The following is a 19,227-nucleotide window of genomic DNA, read 5'->3' on the forward strand; positions in this document are numbered from 1 at the left end:
GGCACGAGCCAGACCTTTTCTTATTACTCAGAGCCTGCGATTACTCACCGGCAATTTTCATCGATTCCAGCAGCATGGAGCCGGTCTGAATCTGGCTGCGGGTTTCAGTGTCTGTCCCGATAGCCACTATGTTTGCCATCATGTCTTTCAGATTTCCGGCAATGGTTACCTCACTGACCGGGTATTGGATCACGCCATTTTCAACCCAGAAACCGGCAGCACCGCGGGAGTAATCACCGGTCACGATATTCACGCCCTGCCCCATCAGCTCTGTGACCAGGAACCCGGTACCCAGTTTGCGCAGCATGGCATTGAAATCTTCACCGGTACTGGATACCTGCCAGTTGTGGATACCACCGGCATGGCCGGTTGGTTGACGCCCCAGCTTACGGGCAGCATAACTGGTCATCAGATAGGTTTTCAGTACCCCGTCCTGAATGATTTCCCTGTCATGGGTTGCCAGACCTTCGCTGTCAAATGGTGTACTGGCCAGGCCGCGCAGCAGGTGCGGACGCTCGCTGATGTTAAGCCAGGACGGAAAGATCTGCTCATCAAGCATATCCAGCAGGAAAGTCGACTTACGGTATAAATTCGACCCGCTGATCCCCATCACCAGATGGCCGAACAGGCCGGTCGCAACATCAGAGGCAAACATCACAGGAGCCTGACGGGTAGATAGCTTCTGCGGGTCAATCCGGCTGACAGTCCGTTCTGCCGCCAGCTGACCGACTTTCTCAGGCGTCCACAAGTCGCTGGTACGCCGGGCCAGGGTATAACTGTAGTCGCGCTCCATGTCGCCATTCTTGCCCTCGGCAATCACGCAACAGCTGATACTGTGGCGACTACTCGGGTAGCTGGCCAGCATACCGTGCGTATTACCATATACCCGGATACCATAGTGACTGTCGTAGCTGGCACCGTCACTCTGCTTGATACGGCTGTCAGCATCCAGCGCAGCCTGCTCGGCGGCAATCGCGATAGAAGCGGCATGATCCGGCTCAGGTTCATCCGGGTAGAAAAGATCCAGATCCGGGATGTTTTTGGCCATCAGCTCAGCCGGTCCCGGCCCACCGTAGGGATCTTCCGAGGTATGGCGTGCGATTTCCAGCGCCGCTGCCACGGTTTGTGCAATCGCCGCTTCACTCAAATCTGAAGTTGACGCACTGCCCTTGCGCTGGCCGCGGTAGACGGTAATCCCCATCGCACCATCGCTGTTAAATTCGACATTCTCAACCTCACACAAGTGGGTAGAGACACTGATCCCTGTGGATTTATTAATCGCCACTTCGGCAGCATCAGCCTGCTGGCCGGCAAGCTCAAGAGCACGGGCGACCGCCTGTTCCAGCTCGCTACGCTGCTGGGCGACTTGTTGTTTCACATCCATAGTCATACTTTATTTACACGGTTTCCCCTAAGGATAACACTCAAGGCAATTAAAATGCGCCCAAATTCAACTTGAAACTGATAAAATAGAGACATTGAAGTCTGTCATGAGCCTGATATGAGCCGTAAAAATAAAAAAGCCCCATGGGAAGAGGAAGAAGAAATCATCTGGGTGAGTAAATCCGAGATGAAACGTGACATGGAAGCCCTGCAAAAGCTGGGCGAAGAGCTGGTCAAGCTCAAACCCGGTGCATTAGCGAAAATCCCGCTGAGCGACGAGCTTCGTATGGCAATCAAAGACGCCCAGCGATTTAAGCAGGAAGCTTACCGCCGCCAGCTGCAGTTTATCGGTAAACAGATGCGCAACATTGAGCTAGAACCGATTCAGGCTGCACTGGACAAGCTGAATAATAAACATGCCCAGGTAACGGCTCAGCTGCACAAGCTGGAGTCTTTACGTGACCGCATGATTGATGACGGCGATAGCGTGATCAATGAAGTGATGGAGGCCCATCCGGATGCTGACCGCCAGCAACTGCGTCAGCTGGTGCGCATGGCCGTTAAAGAAAAAGCCGCCAACAAGCCGGCCAAAGCCTACCGCGAAATCTTTCAGGTACTGAAAGCGCTCTACATCAAAGACTGATCAGCGCTCAATGATCAAAAATGCCAGCAAACGCTGGCATTTTTATTGGCCTCAGTCAGCACAGATGCACTTACTGAGTGCCGCCGACTGTCATCGACGCCAGCTTCAGGGTTGGCTGCCCGACACCAACAGGTACGCTTTGCCCAGCTTTGCCGCAGACGCCCACCCCACGGTCAAGTTCCAGATCGTTACCCACCATAGAGACTTTCTGCATCGCTTCAATGCCGCTGCCGATTAAAGTCGCACCTTTAATCGGACGGGTAATTTTACCCTTTTCGATCAGGTAAGCTTCCGACGCTGAGAACACAAATTTACCGGACGTAATGTCGACCTGACCGCCGCCAAAATTCGGGGCGTAGATCCCGTTCTCAACACTGGCGATGATCTCTTCCGGCGTATGTTCGCCCGGCAGCATGTAAGTATTGGTCATACGGGGCATAGGCAGGTGCGCATAAGACTCACGACGGCCATTACCGGTTGGCGCTACACCCATCAGGCGGGCATTGAGCTTATCTTGCATGTAGCCTTTGAGCTTGCCGCCTTCCACCAGCACATTGTACTGGCCCTGGGTGCCTTCATCATCAATGCTCAGCGAGCCGCGCCGATCTGCCAGAGTACCGTCATCCACTATGGTACACAGGCTTGAGGTCACCTGCTGCCCCATCTGGCCCGAGAACATAGAAGATCCCTTGCGGTTGAAATCGCCTTCCAGACCATGACCAACGGCTTCATGCAGCAAGACGCCCGGCCAGCCTGCACCGAGTACCACTGGCATAGTACCGGCAGGAGCCGGATCGGCATCTATGTTGACCAGTGCCTGGCGCAAGGCTTCGTCAGCATATTGCAAGGCGACTGACTTGCCGTCGTTTTCAGTCATAAAGTACTGATAACCGAACCGGCCACCGCCGCCCGCACTGCCGCTTTCGCGTTTGCCGTTCTTCTCGATCAGCACGCTGACAGAAAAACGCACCAAGGGACGAATATCTGCCGCATAGGTGCCGTCTATCGCGGCGACCAGCACCTGCTCATAGACACCGTTAATACTGACAGAGACTTCTTTCACCAGGGGCTCTTTGGCACGGATATAGGCATCCACTTCCTGCAGCAGGGCAATTTTTTCCTGGCGCTCCAGGCTCTCCAGCGGATTGACCCCGGCATAAACCGGCTTTACCGGCGATGAGGCAAAGGCCTGTACCTTACCAGAGCCGCCACTGCGGGCAATACCGCGCGCCGCTTTGGCACTCTGAGTCAGTGCCAGCTTACTGATTTGATCTGAGTAGGCAAAACCGGTTTTCTCACCGGATACCGCACGAACGCCCACACCACGGTCGATATTAAAGGAGCCGTCTTTGATGATACTGTCTTCCAGTACCAGTGATTCGTGCCAGCTGGACTGAAAATAAATATCGCCATAATCTACGTCCCGGGCGGCCATCAGCCCCAGAATCTGGCTGAGATCGTCACGCTCAAGCCCGGATTGGGCCAGCATGGTCTGTTCTACGGTTTCCAGCATCATTGCCTTACTCTTCTGTGTTGCACTGCTGCACCTGAAAACGGCTATGTTGCAGCAATGGCATATTCATTCGTATCTGTGCGCTCAGACCCAGATCGATATCTGCGGTGATCACACCTGTACCCTGCTCCTGGCAGGCGACGACTTGTCCCCAGGAATCGATAATCATCGAGTGGCCCCAGGTTTCCCGCCCCTGGTTATGCTCACCCCACTGCGCGGCAGCGACAATCCAGCACTGGGTTTCAATGGCGCGTGCGCGCAGCAGAATATCCCAGTGTGCTTTGCCGGTAACTTTGGTAAACGCTGCCGGCACCACTATGATATCGGCCCCCTGTGCCCGCAATGCACTGTACAGCTGTGGGAAGCGGACATCATAACAGATCGACAGTCCAATGTTGCCGAAAGGTGTTTCCACCACCTTAACCGCCTCTCCCGGCCGGAAGGTGTCTGACTCGCGATAGCTGTGGTGACGATCGGCGACTTCAACATCGAACATGTGCAATTTATCGTAATGGGCCTGCAACTGGCCCTGATCGTCGAACAGCAAGGCGGTGGTCGACATGCTGCCGTCTTCACGCCGGATAGGCATAGATCCTATCAGTAACCAGATGCCCAGCTGGCGGGACAGTGCGGCGAGCTGGCGTTGCAGCACACCCTCTCCCAGCGGTTCGGCATGTTGTTCGTAGTCAGCACGTGTACCGAAAATCAGGCAGTTTTCAGGAGTGACGATCAGTTTCGCTCCCTGCAGTTGCAGCCCCTTCAACTTCTTTTTCAGCTGTTGCAGATTCAGTTCAGGATCAGGCCCGGAATTCATCTGTACTACACCCACTCTAGCCATCACGCACTCCATTACAAATTGATTTTCTTGTTATTATTACCTCAGCTTCACCACTCAGGCAAAGCCGGAAACACCTTGCTTATTATTGCTCAACCTGCTGCTTCAGGGCGGCAGGGACCTTAAACTCACCGGTAAAGCGCGACTGTTCTGTCACTGTGGGTGACTCTATCGGGCCGCTGACGACATAGTTAATCTGGGTAAAAACATCCACCACAGGCGACAGGGCGGTCGAAATGGCAAACACGACAATGGCCGTCTGCGGTGCGACAGCAAACGCTGTCAGCACCGGGATACCGGATGTCAGATCAGGAATAAATTTCACTCTGGCATTCACTGTCTCATTAACCAGATTAGCACTTCCCTGAATGTACATATCGCCCGCCAGTGCTTTCATTTCCACATCGTCCGTTTCAAAGCGGCCATTTTCGATCCGCCCGGACCCTTTGATGTAGTCAAAAGCCAGCCCGTCATCAAACACCCCGGTAAAGTCGAGTTGCATCTTGCGCATGATAGAATCGAGACTGAATAACCCCAGAATCCGGCCGGCACCGCCTACATCACGGATCACCCCTTTGCCGGTTTCGGTTTTGAGTTCACCGGTCAGGGTTTCACGGTGCATCGACCATGGCGCCCCCTGCCACTGAATCGAGGCGTAGCTGGTAAAGCGGGCATCCTGGATCCCGCCGGAGATCCCCAGCCGCCCCATCAGCTCAGAGCTGTCCTCACCGGCGATATCAAAGGCAACCTGTGTTTCATTCTGGTACTGATTCATAGTCCAGTGGCCATCCAGACTCAGCGACGTCGTGCCGGAATCCAGCTGCAGCTCTTCCAGAATCAGCGTTTGGGCATCGCGTCGCAACCGACCACTTAATGCGCCCAGCCGGTATCCCTGCAGCCACAAGTCTTTAACCTTGACATTCATCTGCGGCAGGTAAGCCATCATGTTACGGTCAAAATCCGTGACAGGTGGAATAGCTCGCTGCGGCACATACCTATGCTCAGCCGACAGGGTTTCCAGCGGCTTTTTATCTTCCGGTAAATTGAGGTGAAGCTGCTCCAGGTTCACCGTCAGAGGCTTATAGTCGGGCCAGAAAAGCTCGCCGCTGACTTCGCGGCTGCCGAGTACCGCATGCCACTGCGATGGCTGCTTGCGTACCGCCAAGTCCAGATTGTGCCAGTTGAGCCCAGCCAGCTTAAGCTGCTGGATGCTGGCATTGATCCGCGTGGGTAATGGCAGTTCAATACCGGTTTGTGCTGCCGGTCTGTTCCGCTGCTTGTCAATGATCTCTTGTACCAGGCTGTCCCATGCGTCGGCATCAATGCTATTGGCCTGAATACGAATCCCGTGGCCTTTTGCCGGCAGTTTGCGTCGTTCGGCCAGGCCGACTGTCAGTTCGCTGCGTACAATCCGCGGTTGTGACTGCAAGGCAATCTCAGCCCGGTACTGAGCATCCGGCACCGTGAGGCTGGCTTCCAGCCGGGAAGTATTGCCGGAAGCCGTCAGCACCGCACTGGTGGGACTTTGTGGTGTAAAAACCAACGGATAAGGCAGCTCACTGCGGATAGCAGCTAACGGCGCTTGAATAAAGACCTGATATTTCAGTCCGGTATCATGCATTACCACCCCGACATTACCCTGCCACTTGGCACTGCCGTGCAGTCTGGCCAGCAGCGGATCCTGCAAGCGCTGCTGCAGCGAGGCAACCTGCCAGAACCCGGCCAGATCCACATTGACCCGGTAACCGGCTTCGCCGTTCTCGCCGTCAAAGCTGACGGTCAGGGGCTGGCCGAGCCAGTAGCCGGTTACGCCGTCCGCCGTTATCTGGTCATTATCAAAATGAATGGTGCCTTTTACCTGGGTAAGAGGCAGCGACAGGCTTTCGATAGTCACCCGGTTACTGTCAAGACTGGCCTCTCCCTGCGCTTTCACCTCGCCGCCACTAAAGGGAATGTCCAACTGCAGCTTCGCGGTCACAGGTCCGTCAACATTCACCGCCGACAGCGCCGCCCCGACCGAGTCCACCAGTGGCGTTGCCATCATATAGTCGCGGACCTGCTCGCCTTCTGCACTGACATCAATGGCCAGTTTCAGGTGGCCATCCGGGTGCAGCCAGGCATCGCCGACGACCCGATCAGCCACAGCGTCTTTGGTCTTGGCATGGCTGGCATTGATCAGCATGCGATCATTGCGAAAACCCAGGTTCAAATCAATCTCGGTCAGCTCAGGCCAGGCGGTATCGAAACTGAAACGTCCATGCTTCAGCGGTACGCTGATTTCAAAATTTCCGTCATGGCTGGCATAAGGAAATGCAGGCAGATCGCCAAACCACAGTAACTGAGCATGATCAGACTGCCCGCCACGAATGGCGGAGGAAAGATAATCCGTCAGCTCCTGCCCCAGCGCCGGGCGAGGCAAATAACGCCAGGCTGCGCCAGCATCTTTGACTTTGGTTTCGCCGTAAAAAGACAGCCAGGAAGGAGCCGCTTTCGGGAAATCAAGCCGGAACTGTCCGTTCGCACTCAGGTGCGGTGTGATTAGCGACAGCTCATCGCTCCACACACGCCATCCCTGGCGGTCCAATTTCCAATAGCCACGGACATCGGCCTGCTCAATCTCCATCGGTGCCTGGAAGACCTTGTCATAGTCCAGGGTTTGCTTGCCGACATTGAGCGTTATCTCACCCTGCTGCCCGTCACCGGCAATATTGGCATGCAAAGATGCAAAGGCTGGCAGATACATCCACTGCCTGTTCGAGACCCCATCCAGTTCAAATGAAAAACGAGGGAGCGCCAGTCCCTGACCGGCCAAACGGAGATCGCGTACCAAACCGGCTGGCTGAAGTGATTCAATGGCTTGTCGGCCTGTGTTGTCTTCCGGCAGCAAACTGGCTAACGGTGCCAGTCTGGCCAGATCAACACTGCTGACAGCCAGCTGCCAATGACCCTGGGACACAGTGTCTTGCGGTGATACCGGCTCAGGCACAGCCTGATCCTTTTGCTGCGGTGCCTGCCAGTTAGCGGAGAAATCAAGACGCGGCCAGGCTTTCTGATCTGTCGCCAGTACAAGTTTATGGCTATCCAGTCGCCATCCGCTGCTGGCTTCTCGCTGCTCAGGGATCAGGGACAGCATGCCACGCAGCAATGCCAGCTCGTGTTTGCGCCCGTTTTCCTGCCAGCGTACATAGGAGTCCAGAAAACGGACTTTACTGTTACTGAGCTGACCATTGTCGAGAGTCAGCCAAGCTTCCGCATTCAGCTGGCTGTCGGTGATTTTTTCCCCGCCCAGCACAGACTGGTTGAGCCAGGGGGTCATTGACAGGTTTTTCGCCCGCGCATAAATAGTGCCGGATAAATGCGGCAATCCGCGTGTGGCAGACAGATTCGCCATCACATTGAGCTGATTGAGATCGGTACCGGGAATACTGACAATACCTTCAGCCAGGTGCATGTCACCCTGACGATCCCATTTCAGTTCTGTCACCGCCACCGGCTGACGGTGACCTGCAGGCGAGCTCACTACTAGGGTCGCATCATGAAGGGAGAATGTTCCCAGCTGAACAAACAACAGCTGTTCCAGTCGGTTAACATCCAGGGGGTTATCTGCCTCAGCAGGACGGTTACTGGCCGGAAACTGGGTGAGATCCAGCGTGAGTCCGGTCAGTCTGATATCACGAAAAACCGGCTTGAGGTTAAGTACAGAACGCCACAAATCAACGTCAAAGTCGATCTCGCCGACCTGCACCATATCCTTACTGCTCTGACCGATACTGACACCGTGCAGCGCCATAACCGGGCCAAGATTATGCCAGCGCCCCTCAACCAGCTCGACGCTGATCTGCATATTGGCTTGCGCCGAGAGCCATTGCGTAATCGAAGCGCGGTAATCATTCAATTGCGGCAGCAGTAAGCGCAACGAGGTAATTAACACTGCGCCGATGACCAGCAGAGTGAGCAACGTCCATTTCAGAACGCGGGTCAGATTTATCAGCACAGATAACACGCCATTGCCTCAGGGTTTACATCATTACGACGTCAAACTGTTCTTGGTTATACAAAGGTTCGATTTTGACTTCAACCTGCTTACCGATGAAGACTTCCAGTTCAGCCAGCGCATGGTATTCCTCGCCGGCCAGTGTCTCAGCCACCGCAGGGGAAACATAAGCGACAAAGCGATCGGCATCATAAGCCCGGTTGACACGGGTAATCTCACGCAGAATTTCATAGCAGACACTGTCGACCGTTTTCACCGTCCCGCGCCCTTCACAGGTTGGACAAGTCCCGCACAGTACATGTTCAATACTTTCACGGGTCCGTTTACGGGTCATTTCCACCAGCCCAAGCTGGGTAAAGCCGTTGATATTGGTTTTCACCCTGTCGTAAGACAACGCCTGCTCCAGTGCCGTCAGCACCCGGCGCCTGTGCTCTTCAGAGGCCATATCGATAAAATCAATAATGATAATCCCGCCAAGGTTGCGCAGGCGTAACTGGCGGGCAATCGCTTTGGTGGCTTCAATATTGGTATTGAAGATGGTCTCTTCCAGATTACGGCGGCCAACAAAAGCACCGGTATTGATATCGACCGTTGTCATGGCTTCAGTCTGATCGATAATCAGATAACCGCCGGATTTCAGCTCCACTTTGCGATCCAGCGAACGCTGAATTTCATTTTCCGTATCGTACAGATCGAAAATCGGCTGATCGCCTGTGTAGCGAACCAGCTTATTGCTCAGTTCTGGCACGAACTCGTCGGTAAATTCTTTTAAATTCTCGAAAGCTAGGCGGGAATCGACGTAAATAGAATCCAATTCAGTGCCGACGAAATCGCGCAGAATACGCTGCGCCAGACCAAGCTCTCCGTACAGCATCGACTTACTCTTGTATTTTCCACGACGTTCCAGCACTTTTCGCCATAAATGCTTTAGAAATGCAGCATCCTGCGCTACTTCGGCCGATGACGCCCCTTCCGCAGCGGTGCGGATAATAAATCCGCCCAATTCATCACAATGCTTGGTTACCAGGTTTTTCAGGCGTTCACGCTCGCGTTCACTTTCAATCCGCTGCGATACGCCAACATGGCTGGCACCGGGCATGAAAACCAGGTAGCGGGATGGCAGGGTAACATCCGTCGTCAGGCGGGCGCCTTTGGTTCCCAGCGGATCTTTCACCACCTGCACCACCAGATCCTGCCCCTGGCGCACCAGTTCTGAAATATCCCTTACCTGAAACTGCTGTTTCTCATTTTCGGCCACGCACTCGGTATGGGGAACAATATCGGAGGCATGAAGAAAGGCCGCTTTATCCAGCCCGATATCCACAAAAGCTGCCTGCATGCCAGGCAGTACACGGCTCACTTTCCCTTTATAAATATTGCCAACAATGCCACGCTTGGATTCACGCTCAATATGGATTTCCTGGAGGTTGCCCCCTTCAATCATCGCCACGCGGGTTTCACTGGGTGTCACATTGATAAGCAGCTCGGTACTCATGGATGCCTCTGTTAATTTAATTGGCTATAAATTCTCGGATCAGCGCATCGGTTTCCAGCAGCGGCAAGCCGACAACTGCATGGTAACTCCCTTCAATACGGGCAATGAATTTCCCGCCAATCCCCTGAATGGCATAACTGCCGGCTTTGTCTTTGGGTTCACCGCTTTGCCAGTAGTCCTGAATATCCTGACCGGTCAGAGACCGGAACCAGACATCCGTTACAACCAGCTCTGTCCGCTGACGCGCTTGCGTGGCAACAGTGACAGCCGTCATGACCTGATGGCTTCGTCCGGATAATAACATGAGCATCTCACGGCTGTGCGCGAAATCCCTCGGCTTTTCAAGAATCTGTCCGTCTACTACCACTATAGTGTCTGAACCGAGTACCGGCGTCTGTCCGTCAGTTACCCTCACCCCTGCCATGGCTTTGTCCAGCGACAGACGCTGAACATAGGCTTCCGGGGTTTCTCGTGCCTGATGCTGTTCTTCGACGTCGAGCGACAGGATATCGAAAGTGTAACCGAGTTGAGAGAGCAGTTCTTTACGACGGGGTGAACCGGATGCCAGATACAGTGTTGTCATCTTGATCTTACCTAGAAAGACGATAGCACTGGGGGCTTGTCATGCGAACCGTATCACACAGTGCTATCGAAGGGGACTGATGTCCCCTAACGTATTGAGAACTTACGGCGAATGCGCCGCAAAAACAGGAACAACCAAGGCCAGAGGAGGAAGTTGAGTAATACGGCCCACAACCGGGTGGGATCAAATTCAATCTCGACCACCAGGTATTCTGCCCAGAACTCCACCAGCTTGCCGGCCAGCGACAGCAAGGCGACTATCATGGCCTGCTGCCATAAGGATAAATTGCGCATCACCTGAAAGTTCAGGGCCACTATATAGCACAGCACTGACATGGTCAGACCGCGAATACCCAGAGTGGAACCCAGTAACAGATCCCAGATCAGTCCCAGTACCAATGCCGTGCCGACATTCACCCGGTGTGGCAACGCCAGCACCCAATAAAATGCCACCAACATAACCCAGGACGGACGGAAAGCTTCCAGCTGTCCGGGCCAGGGAGCGGCCTGCAGCATCAGTGCAACCACAAACGACAACCAGATCAGCACAATGCCATTGGCTCGACTATCAACCATTGACCGGATCTCCTGTGGTGACGGTATGCCTTTCTCTGTCTGTCGGCCAGACCAGCAGTAAATAACGCAAGCGGTCAAACTGCACCGTTGGCAAGGCTTTGATTTGCGCAAACGGGCGCTTATTATCGAACGAAAACTCTGTCACCCTACCGACCGGGTATCCTTCCGGATAGCGGCCACCCAGACCGGATGTCACCAGTAAATCGCCCACTTTGATATCGGTACTGCTGGGGACGTGTTCGAGCTGAATCTGATCCTGCTCGCCACTGCCTGAGGCAATTACCCGGATGTCGTTGCGCACCACTTGCACCGGAATCGCATGGGTGGGATCAATCAGCAGCAGCACCCGGCTGTTGTGTGCGCCGACATAGGAGATCTGACCGACGATACCTTTGTCATTGATCACCGGCTGACCTTCATACACACCGTCTACCCGGCCTTTATCTATCATGACCTGATGACTGTATGGGTCGGAGTCGACAGCCATCACTTCAGCCACCATTTTACGTTCGTCACGCACAAAAGGTGAGCCCAGCAGCTCACGAAGGCGCTGGTTCTCCTGCTGCAACTGGTCAAGTAGCAGCACATCGCTTTGCAGTACCAGAAGGTCGCGCTTAAGCGCTTTGTTTTCTGCCAGTAATCGCTGATGAGAACTCAGCTGACTGAAAAGACCATCCAGAATTTCACGCGGAAGGTTCGCTGCGTATTGCAAAGGGGCAACCGCAGAGTTAAGGACATACCGGACCTGGGCGAAAGCATCAAGACGGCTGTCGGCCAGCATAAGGCCGGCCGACAGTAACATGGCAAGAAACAGGCGCAATTGCAGAGAAGGGCCTCTGCCAAAGATAGGTTTCATGTAACACTATGACCTGTTTGGATGTTTGCCGGGGTAGACATTACTCTTCGCTGAATAAATCGCCACCGTGCATATCGATCATTTCCAGCGCTTTACCGCCACCGCGAGCCACACAGGTCAGCGGATCTTCAGCAACAACCACAGGGATACCGGTTTCTTCGGTCAGTAAACGGTCCAGATCACGCAGCAATGCACCACCACCTGTCAGTACCATACCGCGCTCTGAGATATCCGAAGCCAGTTCCGGCGGACACTGTTCCAGCGCCACCATCACAGCAGACACAATACCTGTCAGCGGCTCTTGCAGGGCTTCAAGAATCTCATTGGAATTCAGAGTAAAGCTGCGTGGCACACCTTCAGCCAGGTTACGGCCGCGCACTTCGATTTCACGCACTTCATCACCCGGATAAGCAGAACCTATCTCGTGTTTGATGCGCTCAGCGGTTGCTTCACCAATCAGGCTGCCGTAGTTACGACGGACATAATTGATGATCGCTTCATCAAAACGGTCACCACCGATACGCACGGAAGAGGAATACACCACACCATTGAGAGAGATAACGGCAACTTCAGTGGTACCACCACCAATATCGATCACCATGGAGCCTGTCGCTTCAGACACCGGCAGACCGGCACCAATAGCCGCCGCCATAGGTTCATCAATCAGGTACACTTCACGGGCACCGGCACCTTGTGCCGATTCACGGATAGCACGACGCTCAACCTGAGTAGAACCACAAGGCACAGCTACCAGCACACGTGGGCTTGGACGCAGTACACTGTTGTCGTGCACTTGCTTGATAAAATGCTGCAGCATTTTCTCTGTGACATAAAAATCTGCAATCACACCGTCTTTCATCGGGCGGATAGCAGCGATATTACCAGGCGTACGCCCCAGCATTTGTTTTGCTTCGTGGCCAACGGCCGCGACACTTTTAGTGGCACCCGCACGATCCTGGCGAATGGCGACCACTGAAGGTTCATCAAGTACGATACCCTGCCCTTTGACATAAATCAGGGTATTGGCAGTACCCAGGTCAATGGACAGGTCATTGGAAAACATGCCACGAAGTTTTTTAAACATAGTTTTCGGCTAATCCTGCAAGCTCAAATTTCGTAAAAATTGCGCCTAAATGTATCAAGTGGCAGGTAGCGAGACAAGATAAGCTTTGTCAAACCTGCCACAGATCCTCATTTTTAGGGATTGTTACGCTTTCGTGTGTGCTTTTGCTTCGAATTGTGGGCTGCCCGCTCATTAGCATGCCCCTGAGACATACCAGACAAATATAAAGCAAGTGGAATATAAAGCCATGCTTTATCCATTCAGACTGACTTTGCCGTCACCTTTCCGGTTCCGCATAGCAACGCCAGCTTTCGACGCACTGGTCTCGACGAATTGACACCGGCTAATTGATATCGATGAACTGGTTCATATTCCTTTCACCCCGGTAAATCACCCGGTCATTGCCACGGTAAACACCAAAAGTCACCACGGCTGAGGGGTTTTCATCACCCTGCCCCCGCCAGTTGTACAGCAACCAGGGCTGGGATTCGCTGCCGGCATGGGTGCCGGATCCTGAGTCAGTGACAGGATTCTCGCCTGTGATGGCAGCAGGCGTATCGGCTATCAGTTTTTGCCAGAAGCGCACCTGCTCGCCAGATTCGCCCTCAGTGGCATAAAGATCGCCCGACGCTGAACGGCCTTCTTGCACCTGTATATCACCAACGGATGCGGTGATTGCATTCGTGGTCGGGTGAGTGATGCCCTGTCTGAAATACAGCTGGCCATTGAATACCGAGTCGTTATCGTCGCCATTGGTGACGAACTGGCCTGCATTCCAGTACTCCAACAGCACAGGAATATTGATTTTTTCACCTTCCCGGCCCACCGCTTCTTCCAACCGCATCCGGCCGTAGCGGGCATGAATATCACCAACCAGCGCGGCGGCGGTTTCCTGCGTGGCGCCGTCCTGCTCATAGACACTCAGCGGTTTAGCTGAAAAGTCGCTGCAACCCCGGGTAGCGCAATCATTCCGAGATTCGACAACCAGACCAAAATCGACCGGGTACGGCCCGTCCGGTTCAGTCACATTTGGGTTTGTGCTGCTCACCACCCGTAGCAATGCCAGCGTATCGGTCGTGATCGTTTGGAGAGCTTTGTCCCATTGCTGATAGCTCAGACGCTCAGACAACCGGCTGGTCAAGTTATTGGCATCGCTCCCAGTCGCCCCCGCATTCACGGCGCGTAACTGCAGCGATTCTTTATAATCGTCGGCAAAATAGCCGTAGTTTTGGGTTGGCTGGTTCTGCGTATTTTGCGCCTCAACAGTCGCTGACAAAGAAAACGGCTGATTCATATAGGTGAAACTACCGTAGGCGTCGCTGACCACACTCACACTCTCCTTGATGACGAAATGTGCTGGGTAGAAGCGCCCCAGTTGTCCGACACCCTGCTCCACTGTCATGCCAAGATAATCGGCATCGGCCTGCAGCCACAGACTGCCGACTTCGATCCAGCTCAGATCGTTTATGGTCCAGCCCGCAGTTGCTTCAGAGCGTGTAAATTCGTGATACAGCGTGCCTTCCAGCTTACCCGCAGATACGCCATCGCCCGTTGGCGAAGCCGGTTTATCGGGGATAGAAAGTTGAACTGGTGCCGCCCCCCCTGAAACCGAATAATAATTCGGTGTTGTTAATTGATTGCACCAGGCTGAGGTGGTGGTCCGGATATCATTGATATCATCACTGCTTTGATCCGCCACCACGGCATCTTCCGTCCAGATCACAGGTTTAAAGGTGACTGAAAACGACTCACCCGCTGCCGCAAAGCCCGGTCCGCCGCTGGCGGTGCCGGAGAAATCTGTCTTTCCATTGTCAGCGGTCACATCGCAGAGCGCGAACGTATAAGGTCGGGACCAGACGGTTTGCGTACCTTCTAATCGGGTCCAATCGACTAAATCCATACCGTCCAGCGACGAGCCATTACCACTGATACTGCATCCACCGGCTTTAGTGCAATTTGGATCGACAAGACTAAGTTGCGTCTGACCCGCATCCAAATAACGCAACTCTGATTCAACACTGCCCTCCTGAAAGTTCAATGCAACGCTGGTGGACTGCCAGTTACCATTTTTATCGCGTAACTCGACAGAGTTGCCACCTGAATCTGGCAAGGTATAGCGAGTACTCAACTGTAGTGTCCGGATACCGCTGTAGTCTCGGGCTTCTGCCGGTGTTGCAGCACTGGTATCGCAACTCCTGGCAGAGACAGTAATTTGTTCAGGTTTTCCGGCAACGACTTTCAATGCCTGCTCCTGAATCTGCAGTTTAAACGGGACAAAACTGTACTGGCCTTCTGCGCTTGGGTTGCCGTCTGAGACTAGCTGTCCGGTAACAAAGATTGTTTCAATCACTTCACTTTTCAGCCACAATTGCGTTTTCCCGTTAAAAACAGAAAAACGCTGGCTTTGCTTGGCATCTGTACCTGTTCCACCGTCCGGCTGCTCATACCAGAACGCCTGTCCGCTGCCAGTCAGATTCGTCGTGACATCTATCTCACCATTAAATTGGGACGCCAGCGCACCACTACTATCCAACACTTGGAATTCTACGGGTTGACGTTCGCACAGCAAGCTCAAGGCTCGCTCTGGGCTGACAACAAGTTGATAATTATTATCCGGCGGATTGAAACATTGGCTGTTACCGACTATTTGCGCGGTGTTGCTCATTTGTAACTGACAGGCTGTAACCGCACCTCTTAATCCAGTATTGTTAGATAAAGCAACAGGGCCCTGGGAGTAAATACGGCCGTTAAACAAGCCTGATGAGTTGATATCGACTGAGAAATTCGTATTTACTGCAGGTGGCCCACTAGGATAAAAGCCCGGACGAGGACATTCATCACCTTTATTGTAAGCATAGATAGTTAAATTATCTGATGGGCTTGTTGTATTAACCAAGCCAGCAACCGTCATTTTATCCCAAACGTGAAGCACAACGTCTCCTTCGACTGTCATCGTGCCTCGAATATCGGCCCTGTCTAACCAGTATTCCCCTGTTGGGAAAATTAGGTTCCCTGAAGGCTCTATCGTGAGTCCCGAATATGGCGCACCGAACGACGAGATGAAATAACTTCCCGGTAAAGCCGTTTCATTATCTGTCACAACTTTATCTTTAATTTCAGTACTGTCCGAAACATCCCAAAGCAGATCTCGCTTATTCGCCATGCCGCCATTTAGGGAGCAAGTAACGCCATCGCATAACGCTTTCACATTGTCCTCTGGAGTGTATGCGTCAGGATACCCCATATCGACAATAGCATTACTAAACCCAACGCTATGCGCTGAGGTATTTGATATTTTGGTGCCTACATCAGATGTAAATAAGTTATTTTCATTTCCAATCCAGGTTTGTACCGGGCCGGGAAATAATTCGCAAACATCAGGATTAACTGGTGGTGGCGAGGGCGGCGGTTCTCCTTTTGCACACTCCATAGTTGAAACTTCGCCATTCCCAACAACACGAAAATCAGCAGACTTTATTTCCGAAAGGTCGATCACTTTTTCACTGACAAGCTGCCATGTACCGGAAACCGTCGTCTTATTAAGATACTGCAGCGTTCCTTGCTTCCCTTTATCTGAGCTGTATAACAACCGAACATAATAGCGTCCACCAGCTAAAAAGTTCTTCTCGACAATTGTGTTGGCTTCACTCGCATTTCGATTATCTGTCCAAATGACTTGAGTTCTTGTTCCGGAATTAGCCTGAGATGCAATGACCTGCTCATCTAAATTCGCGCTCGGTATTTCAAAATCAATATAAAAGTCTTTATTACTATTCAGCTTATTACTGCACTCTGCTGCCACAGCCTGTCCTGAAAGAAATAAATACAGCAGGAAGCAAAGACACCCGAAAGCCTGTAATCGTTTACTCATTATCCAAATCCTTTGCCCAAAGCTCCTGAATCCGGGTAACAGCATGAGGGCCGCTGCCGCACTGTGAAGTGCTGATTAAAAAGTAAGTGTTTACTGACCCGGTATTTGAAGATTGGCAGGTCGTCGTTGCGCGGCAGCCCGTTACCCCGGCTGGTGCGAAAGTGTAAGCAGTGCCGGTGTCAGGATGGTGACGCAGACAGATATCGACCGCGGGTTCACTCACTGTGCCGGCCAGCGGAAAAAGCTGCCTCATCATGTCTTCATTGGCGGAATGGGCGGTAAACCAGGCGCGGGTCGACAGTACTTCGCGGGTGGTAATGTCCTGACCAGAACCCGCCACCCGCAACATGGCGGCTGCCATGGCGGCCATGACGACAATCACGAAAATGGCGACGATCAGCGCGCTGCCCTGTTGCTGTTGCTTTGAATGCCGTCGGCTATAAGACATTGATCACCTGCACGCTCTGGCTGTAGTCCGACGATTCTTGGCTGACAGGATCGCGAAATGTCAGCGCAAGATGAATCAGACCATTGCTGTTCAGGCCGGCCCCTGACACAGCGACATTGAAATGGCTGAGCGTATTGGTCAGCGTATAGCCGGTACCATTCTTTACTCGCCGTACCAGGCTATCGCCAACCTGACAAAAAGCCACTTGGTCGGAAAACAGATACAAGCGCTGACCCGGCGAACGATCGCCCAGCCACCGGGACAATTTCAGACTGACCGTAGGATCTGCCGCAGTCGGGGTTTTCGTCAGCTCAAAAAACTCCATACTTGCGTCTTCATCGGCTTGATAATCACTGGCACTGACAAATCCCACAGCCGCGCGCTTATCTTTGATACCCGTGTTCCATAAGGCAATGTGCTGTGAGTCAGGCGGTACAAGTCCGCTAAGTTCTGTTTCTGATTCCTGAGGTTCAAGTCGGCTATAATAGGTCGCCGTTAAATACACAGGATAAAACGACAGACACCCGCTGCTGAAACTGACGCTGTTTGGCGCAGCATGGCGAATTTCACGGGTAATACGTTCGATAACAAAACGCGCCTCCGACTGTAAGCGCTCTCTATCTATGGTGTCGGAGTAGCCCCCGGCGCCCAGCTGCAGGTAAGTACCGATGCCCAGCGAAATAAATGCCAGAATCACCAGCGCCATGATCATTTCTATCAGAGTGAATCCCCGGGACAGCCGCATCAGTAGTTACTCCTGAACGCAGTGAACAGGTATTCACCGTAGCGGCTGGTCCTGACCAGAACATCAATGCGCTTCTGGGTGCTGACAGCCGTTGCGGCACCATTGAAAGCGTTGTTTTCATAGCGCACACTGATTTCGAGGTAAATATTGCGGTAATCACTTTGCTCGGCGGCAGACACTGTAACGAGATCCTGCAATGCCCCGCGACGGTGCAGGCTGCTGTCGTTGCACTGTGTCACACTGCCCCAGCAGCCGATAAAGTCATCCACGTCGTCGGCAGCGCCGACATTCAGTAAGCCGCTGTTAACTTCACCGGCATCCGCACCCAGGTTGCCCGGCGCGCTGCACACATGCACCTCTTCTCCGCAACGGATCACGCTGTCGTTAAAGGGATCCGAGGCTTCATCGAATTTACGCGATAACACCTCATTCAGCACGCCCTGGCCGATGGCGGCGGCTCTGGCCTGATAATGCGGTACGGCGGACTGTTCGGTCTGAGGAAATAAAAAGCTGGTCAGTGTGACCATGGCGATTGCCATAATGACAATGGCGATAATGCCTTCAATCAGGGTAAAACCCTGCTGATGGCGGTAGGTTTTCTGGCTGCAATTTGTCGAACGGCAGGGGTTACGGGCAGGCATGGATATAACCCTCCCGGTTAATACAGATTGAGGCGCTCTGGGCGTTACGCGAGACAAAGGTTATCTGGCACTCTGTGGTACAAAGCGCTGTCTTGCTCCCGCGGCCATCCTGCTGATAAGGTCGTCCCAGTAAATCGAACCGCACTTCGCCTAACAAATCGCCAGTTACAGTAATATCGTCGGCTGATGCCGTGATTGCGCGGCCAGATAACGTGATATCAGCGCAGGCAGGCGGGCCAAAATGATCCGATGCCACCTGTAAAGACAGGCAGGAATTCAGATCGCCCAGCTCATTGATATTGCTCATCGCTCGCAGCTGAATCTGACGGGCCAGACTGATGGCCTGATCGCGGGCCAGGTAAGCATCAAAACTACTGCGGCCAATCAAACGTGACGCGGCCGTCACACTGAGGATTCCCAGCAGTATGATCACCAAAATCAGTTCAATTAACGTAAAGCCGCGTTGTCGGCCAGCGCTCAAATGGCGAGCCATGCATTCACCCAAAACGCCCTGTCAAAGTGAGAAAAGGGGCAGGAGTCCGCCCCAATTTACACACAATCAGTAGGTAAATAATCGACCTA

Annotated in this window: 15 protein-coding genes; 1 reads left to right on the forward strand and 14 read right to left on the reverse strand. The window is 53.2% G+C overall.

Features of this window, described 5'->3' with window-relative positions:
- Positions 1–40: 40 nt before the first annotated feature.
- Complete coding sequence (gene pmbA, locus IFO68_RS10580) at positions 41–1,384, reverse strand: metalloprotease PmbA (protein ID WP_192015853.1); 1,344 nt, start codon at positions 1,382–1,384, stop codon at positions 41–43.
- Between the two features lie 117 nt (positions 1,385–1,501).
- On the opposite strand from pmbA, the gene yjgA reads away from it, so the two are divergent.
- On the forward strand, positions 1,502–2,026 hold the full coding sequence (gene yjgA, locus IFO68_RS10585) for a ribosome biogenesis factor YjgA (protein WP_192015854.1): 525 nt from the start codon (positions 1,502–1,504) through the stop codon (positions 2,024–2,026).
- A gap of 70 nt (positions 2,027–2,096) precedes the next feature.
- Here yjgA and tldD read toward each other — a convergent pair whose 3' ends face one another.
- From tldD to IFO68_RS10650, 13 genes are all read right to left on the reverse strand, one after another.
- Complete coding sequence (gene tldD, locus IFO68_RS10590) at positions 2,097–3,542, reverse strand: metalloprotease TldD (RefSeq protein WP_192015855.1); 1,446 nt, start codon at positions 3,540–3,542, stop codon at positions 2,097–2,099.
- Between the two features lie 4 nt (positions 3,543–3,546).
- Entirely contained in the window at positions 3,547–4,377 is an 831-nt protein-coding gene (locus tag IFO68_RS10595) for a carbon-nitrogen hydrolase family protein (protein ID WP_192015856.1), read from the reverse strand.
- 82 nt (positions 4,378–4,459) lie between these two features.
- The gene (locus IFO68_RS10600; RefSeq protein WP_336510270.1) at positions 4,460–8,368 is read right to left on the reverse strand and encodes a YhdP family protein; all 3,909 of its coding nucleotides are present in this window, start codon (positions 8,366–8,368) and stop codon (positions 4,460–4,462) included.
- Positions 8,369–8,393: 25 nt separating this feature from the next.
- Positions 8,394–9,863: a ribonuclease G gene (gene rng, locus IFO68_RS10605; RefSeq protein WP_192015858.1), complete on the reverse strand. Its 1,470-nt coding sequence runs from the start codon at positions 9,861–9,863 to the stop codon at positions 8,394–8,396.
- 16 nt (positions 9,864–9,879) lie between these two features.
- Positions 9,880–10,446 carry a Maf family protein gene (locus IFO68_RS10610; protein WP_192015859.1) on the reverse strand — a complete coding sequence of 189 codons (567 nt, stop codon included), beginning with the start codon at positions 10,444–10,446 and terminating at the stop codon, positions 9,880–9,882.
- Between the two features lie 86 nt (positions 10,447–10,532).
- On the reverse strand, positions 10,533–11,021 hold the full coding sequence (gene mreD, locus IFO68_RS10615) for a rod shape-determining protein MreD (RefSeq protein WP_192015860.1): 489 nt from the start codon (positions 11,019–11,021) through the stop codon (positions 10,533–10,535).
- Positions 11,014–11,877 carry a rod shape-determining protein MreC gene (gene mreC / locus IFO68_RS10620; RefSeq protein ID WP_027253727.1) on the reverse strand — a complete coding sequence of 288 codons (864 nt, stop codon included), beginning with the start codon at positions 11,875–11,877 and terminating at the stop codon, positions 11,014–11,016. Before mreC ends, mreD begins: the two co-directional genes overlap by 8 nt.
- Before the next feature lie 40 nt (positions 11,878–11,917).
- Entirely contained in the window at positions 11,918–12,961 is a 1,044-nt protein-coding gene (gene mreB, locus IFO68_RS10625) for a rod shape-determining protein MreB (protein WP_027253728.1), read from the reverse strand.
- 322 nt (positions 12,962–13,283) lie between these two features.
- On the reverse strand, positions 13,284–16,811 hold the full coding sequence (locus tag IFO68_RS10630; RefSeq protein ID WP_192015861.1) for a DUF6701 domain-containing protein: 3,528 nt from the start codon (positions 16,809–16,811) through the stop codon (positions 13,284–13,286).
- Positions 16,804–17,259 carry an MSHA biogenesis protein MshP gene (locus tag IFO68_RS10635; RefSeq protein WP_192015862.1) on the reverse strand — a complete coding sequence of 152 codons (456 nt, stop codon included), beginning with the start codon at positions 17,257–17,259 and terminating at the stop codon, positions 16,804–16,806. Before IFO68_RS10635 ends, IFO68_RS10630 begins: the two co-directional genes overlap by 8 nt.
- Entirely contained in the window at positions 17,249–18,004 is a 756-nt protein-coding gene (locus tag IFO68_RS10640) for a PilW family protein (RefSeq protein WP_192015863.1), read from the reverse strand. The genes IFO68_RS10635 and IFO68_RS10640 overlap by 11 nt, the downstream gene beginning before the upstream one ends.
- Entirely contained in the window at positions 18,004–18,645 is a 642-nt protein-coding gene (locus IFO68_RS10645; protein ID WP_192015864.1) for a prepilin-type N-terminal cleavage/methylation domain-containing protein, read from the reverse strand. The genes IFO68_RS10640 and IFO68_RS10645 overlap by 1 nt, the downstream gene beginning before the upstream one ends.
- Positions 18,632–19,138, reverse strand: coding sequence for a prepilin-type N-terminal cleavage/methylation domain-containing protein (locus tag IFO68_RS10650; protein ID WP_192015865.1), 507 nt, complete (start codon positions 19,136–19,138; stop codon positions 18,632–18,634). Before IFO68_RS10650 ends, IFO68_RS10645 begins: the two co-directional genes overlap by 14 nt.
- Positions 19,139–19,227: the final 89 nt, after the last annotated feature.

It is taken from the genome of Photobacterium arenosum, assembly GCF_014841115.1.
GTDB lineage: Bacteria > Pseudomonadota > Gammaproteobacteria > Enterobacterales > Vibrionaceae > Photobacterium > Photobacterium arenosum.

Coding starts and splice junctions, on each gene's coding strand:
- mreC (WP_027253727.1), bottom strand. CDS start 11,877: ATGAAACCTATCTTTGGCAGAGGCCCTTCTCTGCAATTGCGCCTGTTT.
- IFO68_RS10610 (WP_192015859.1), bottom strand. CDS start 10,446: ATGACAACACTGTATCTGGCATCCGGTTCACCCCGTCGTAAAGAACTG.
- yjgA (WP_192015854.1), top strand. CDS start 1,502: ATGAGCCGTAAAAATAAAAAAGCCCCATGGGAAGAGGAAGAAGAAATC.
- mreD (WP_192015860.1), bottom strand. CDS start 11,021: ATGGTTGATAGTCGAGCCAATGGCATTGTGCTGATCTGGTTGTCGTTT.
- pmbA (WP_192015853.1), bottom strand. CDS start 1,384: ATGGATGTGAAACAACAAGTCGCCCAGCAGCGTAGCGAGCTGGAACAG.
- tldD (WP_192015855.1), bottom strand. CDS start 3,542: ATGATGCTGGAAACCGTAGAACAGACCATGCTGGCCCAATCCGGGCTT.
- IFO68_RS10630 (WP_192015861.1), bottom strand. CDS start 16,811: ATGAGTAAACGATTACAGGCTTTCGGGTGTCTTTGCTTCCTGCTGTAT.
- IFO68_RS10595 (WP_192015856.1), bottom strand. CDS start 4,377: ATGGCTAGAGTGGGTGTAGTACAGATGAATTCCGGGCCTGATCCTGAA.
- IFO68_RS10645 (WP_192015864.1), bottom strand. CDS start 18,645: ATGCCTGCCCGTAACCCCTGCCGTTCGACAAATTGCAGCCAGAAAACC.
- mreB (WP_027253728.1), bottom strand. CDS start 12,961: ATGTTTAAAAAACTTCGTGGCATGTTTTCCAATGACCTGTCCATTGAC.
- IFO68_RS10640 (WP_192015863.1), bottom strand. CDS start 18,004: ATGCGGCTGTCCCGGGGATTCACTCTGATAGAAATGATCATGGCGCTG.
- rng (WP_192015858.1), bottom strand. CDS start 9,863: ATGAGTACCGAGCTGCTTATCAATGTGACACCCAGTGAAACCCGCGTG.
- IFO68_RS10635 (WP_192015862.1), bottom strand. CDS start 17,259: ATGTCTTATAGCCGACGGCATTCAAAGCAACAGCAACAGGGCAGCGCG.
- IFO68_RS10650 (WP_192015865.1), bottom strand. CDS start 19,138: ATGGCTCGCCATTTGAGCGCTGGCCGACAACGCGGCTTTACGTTAATT.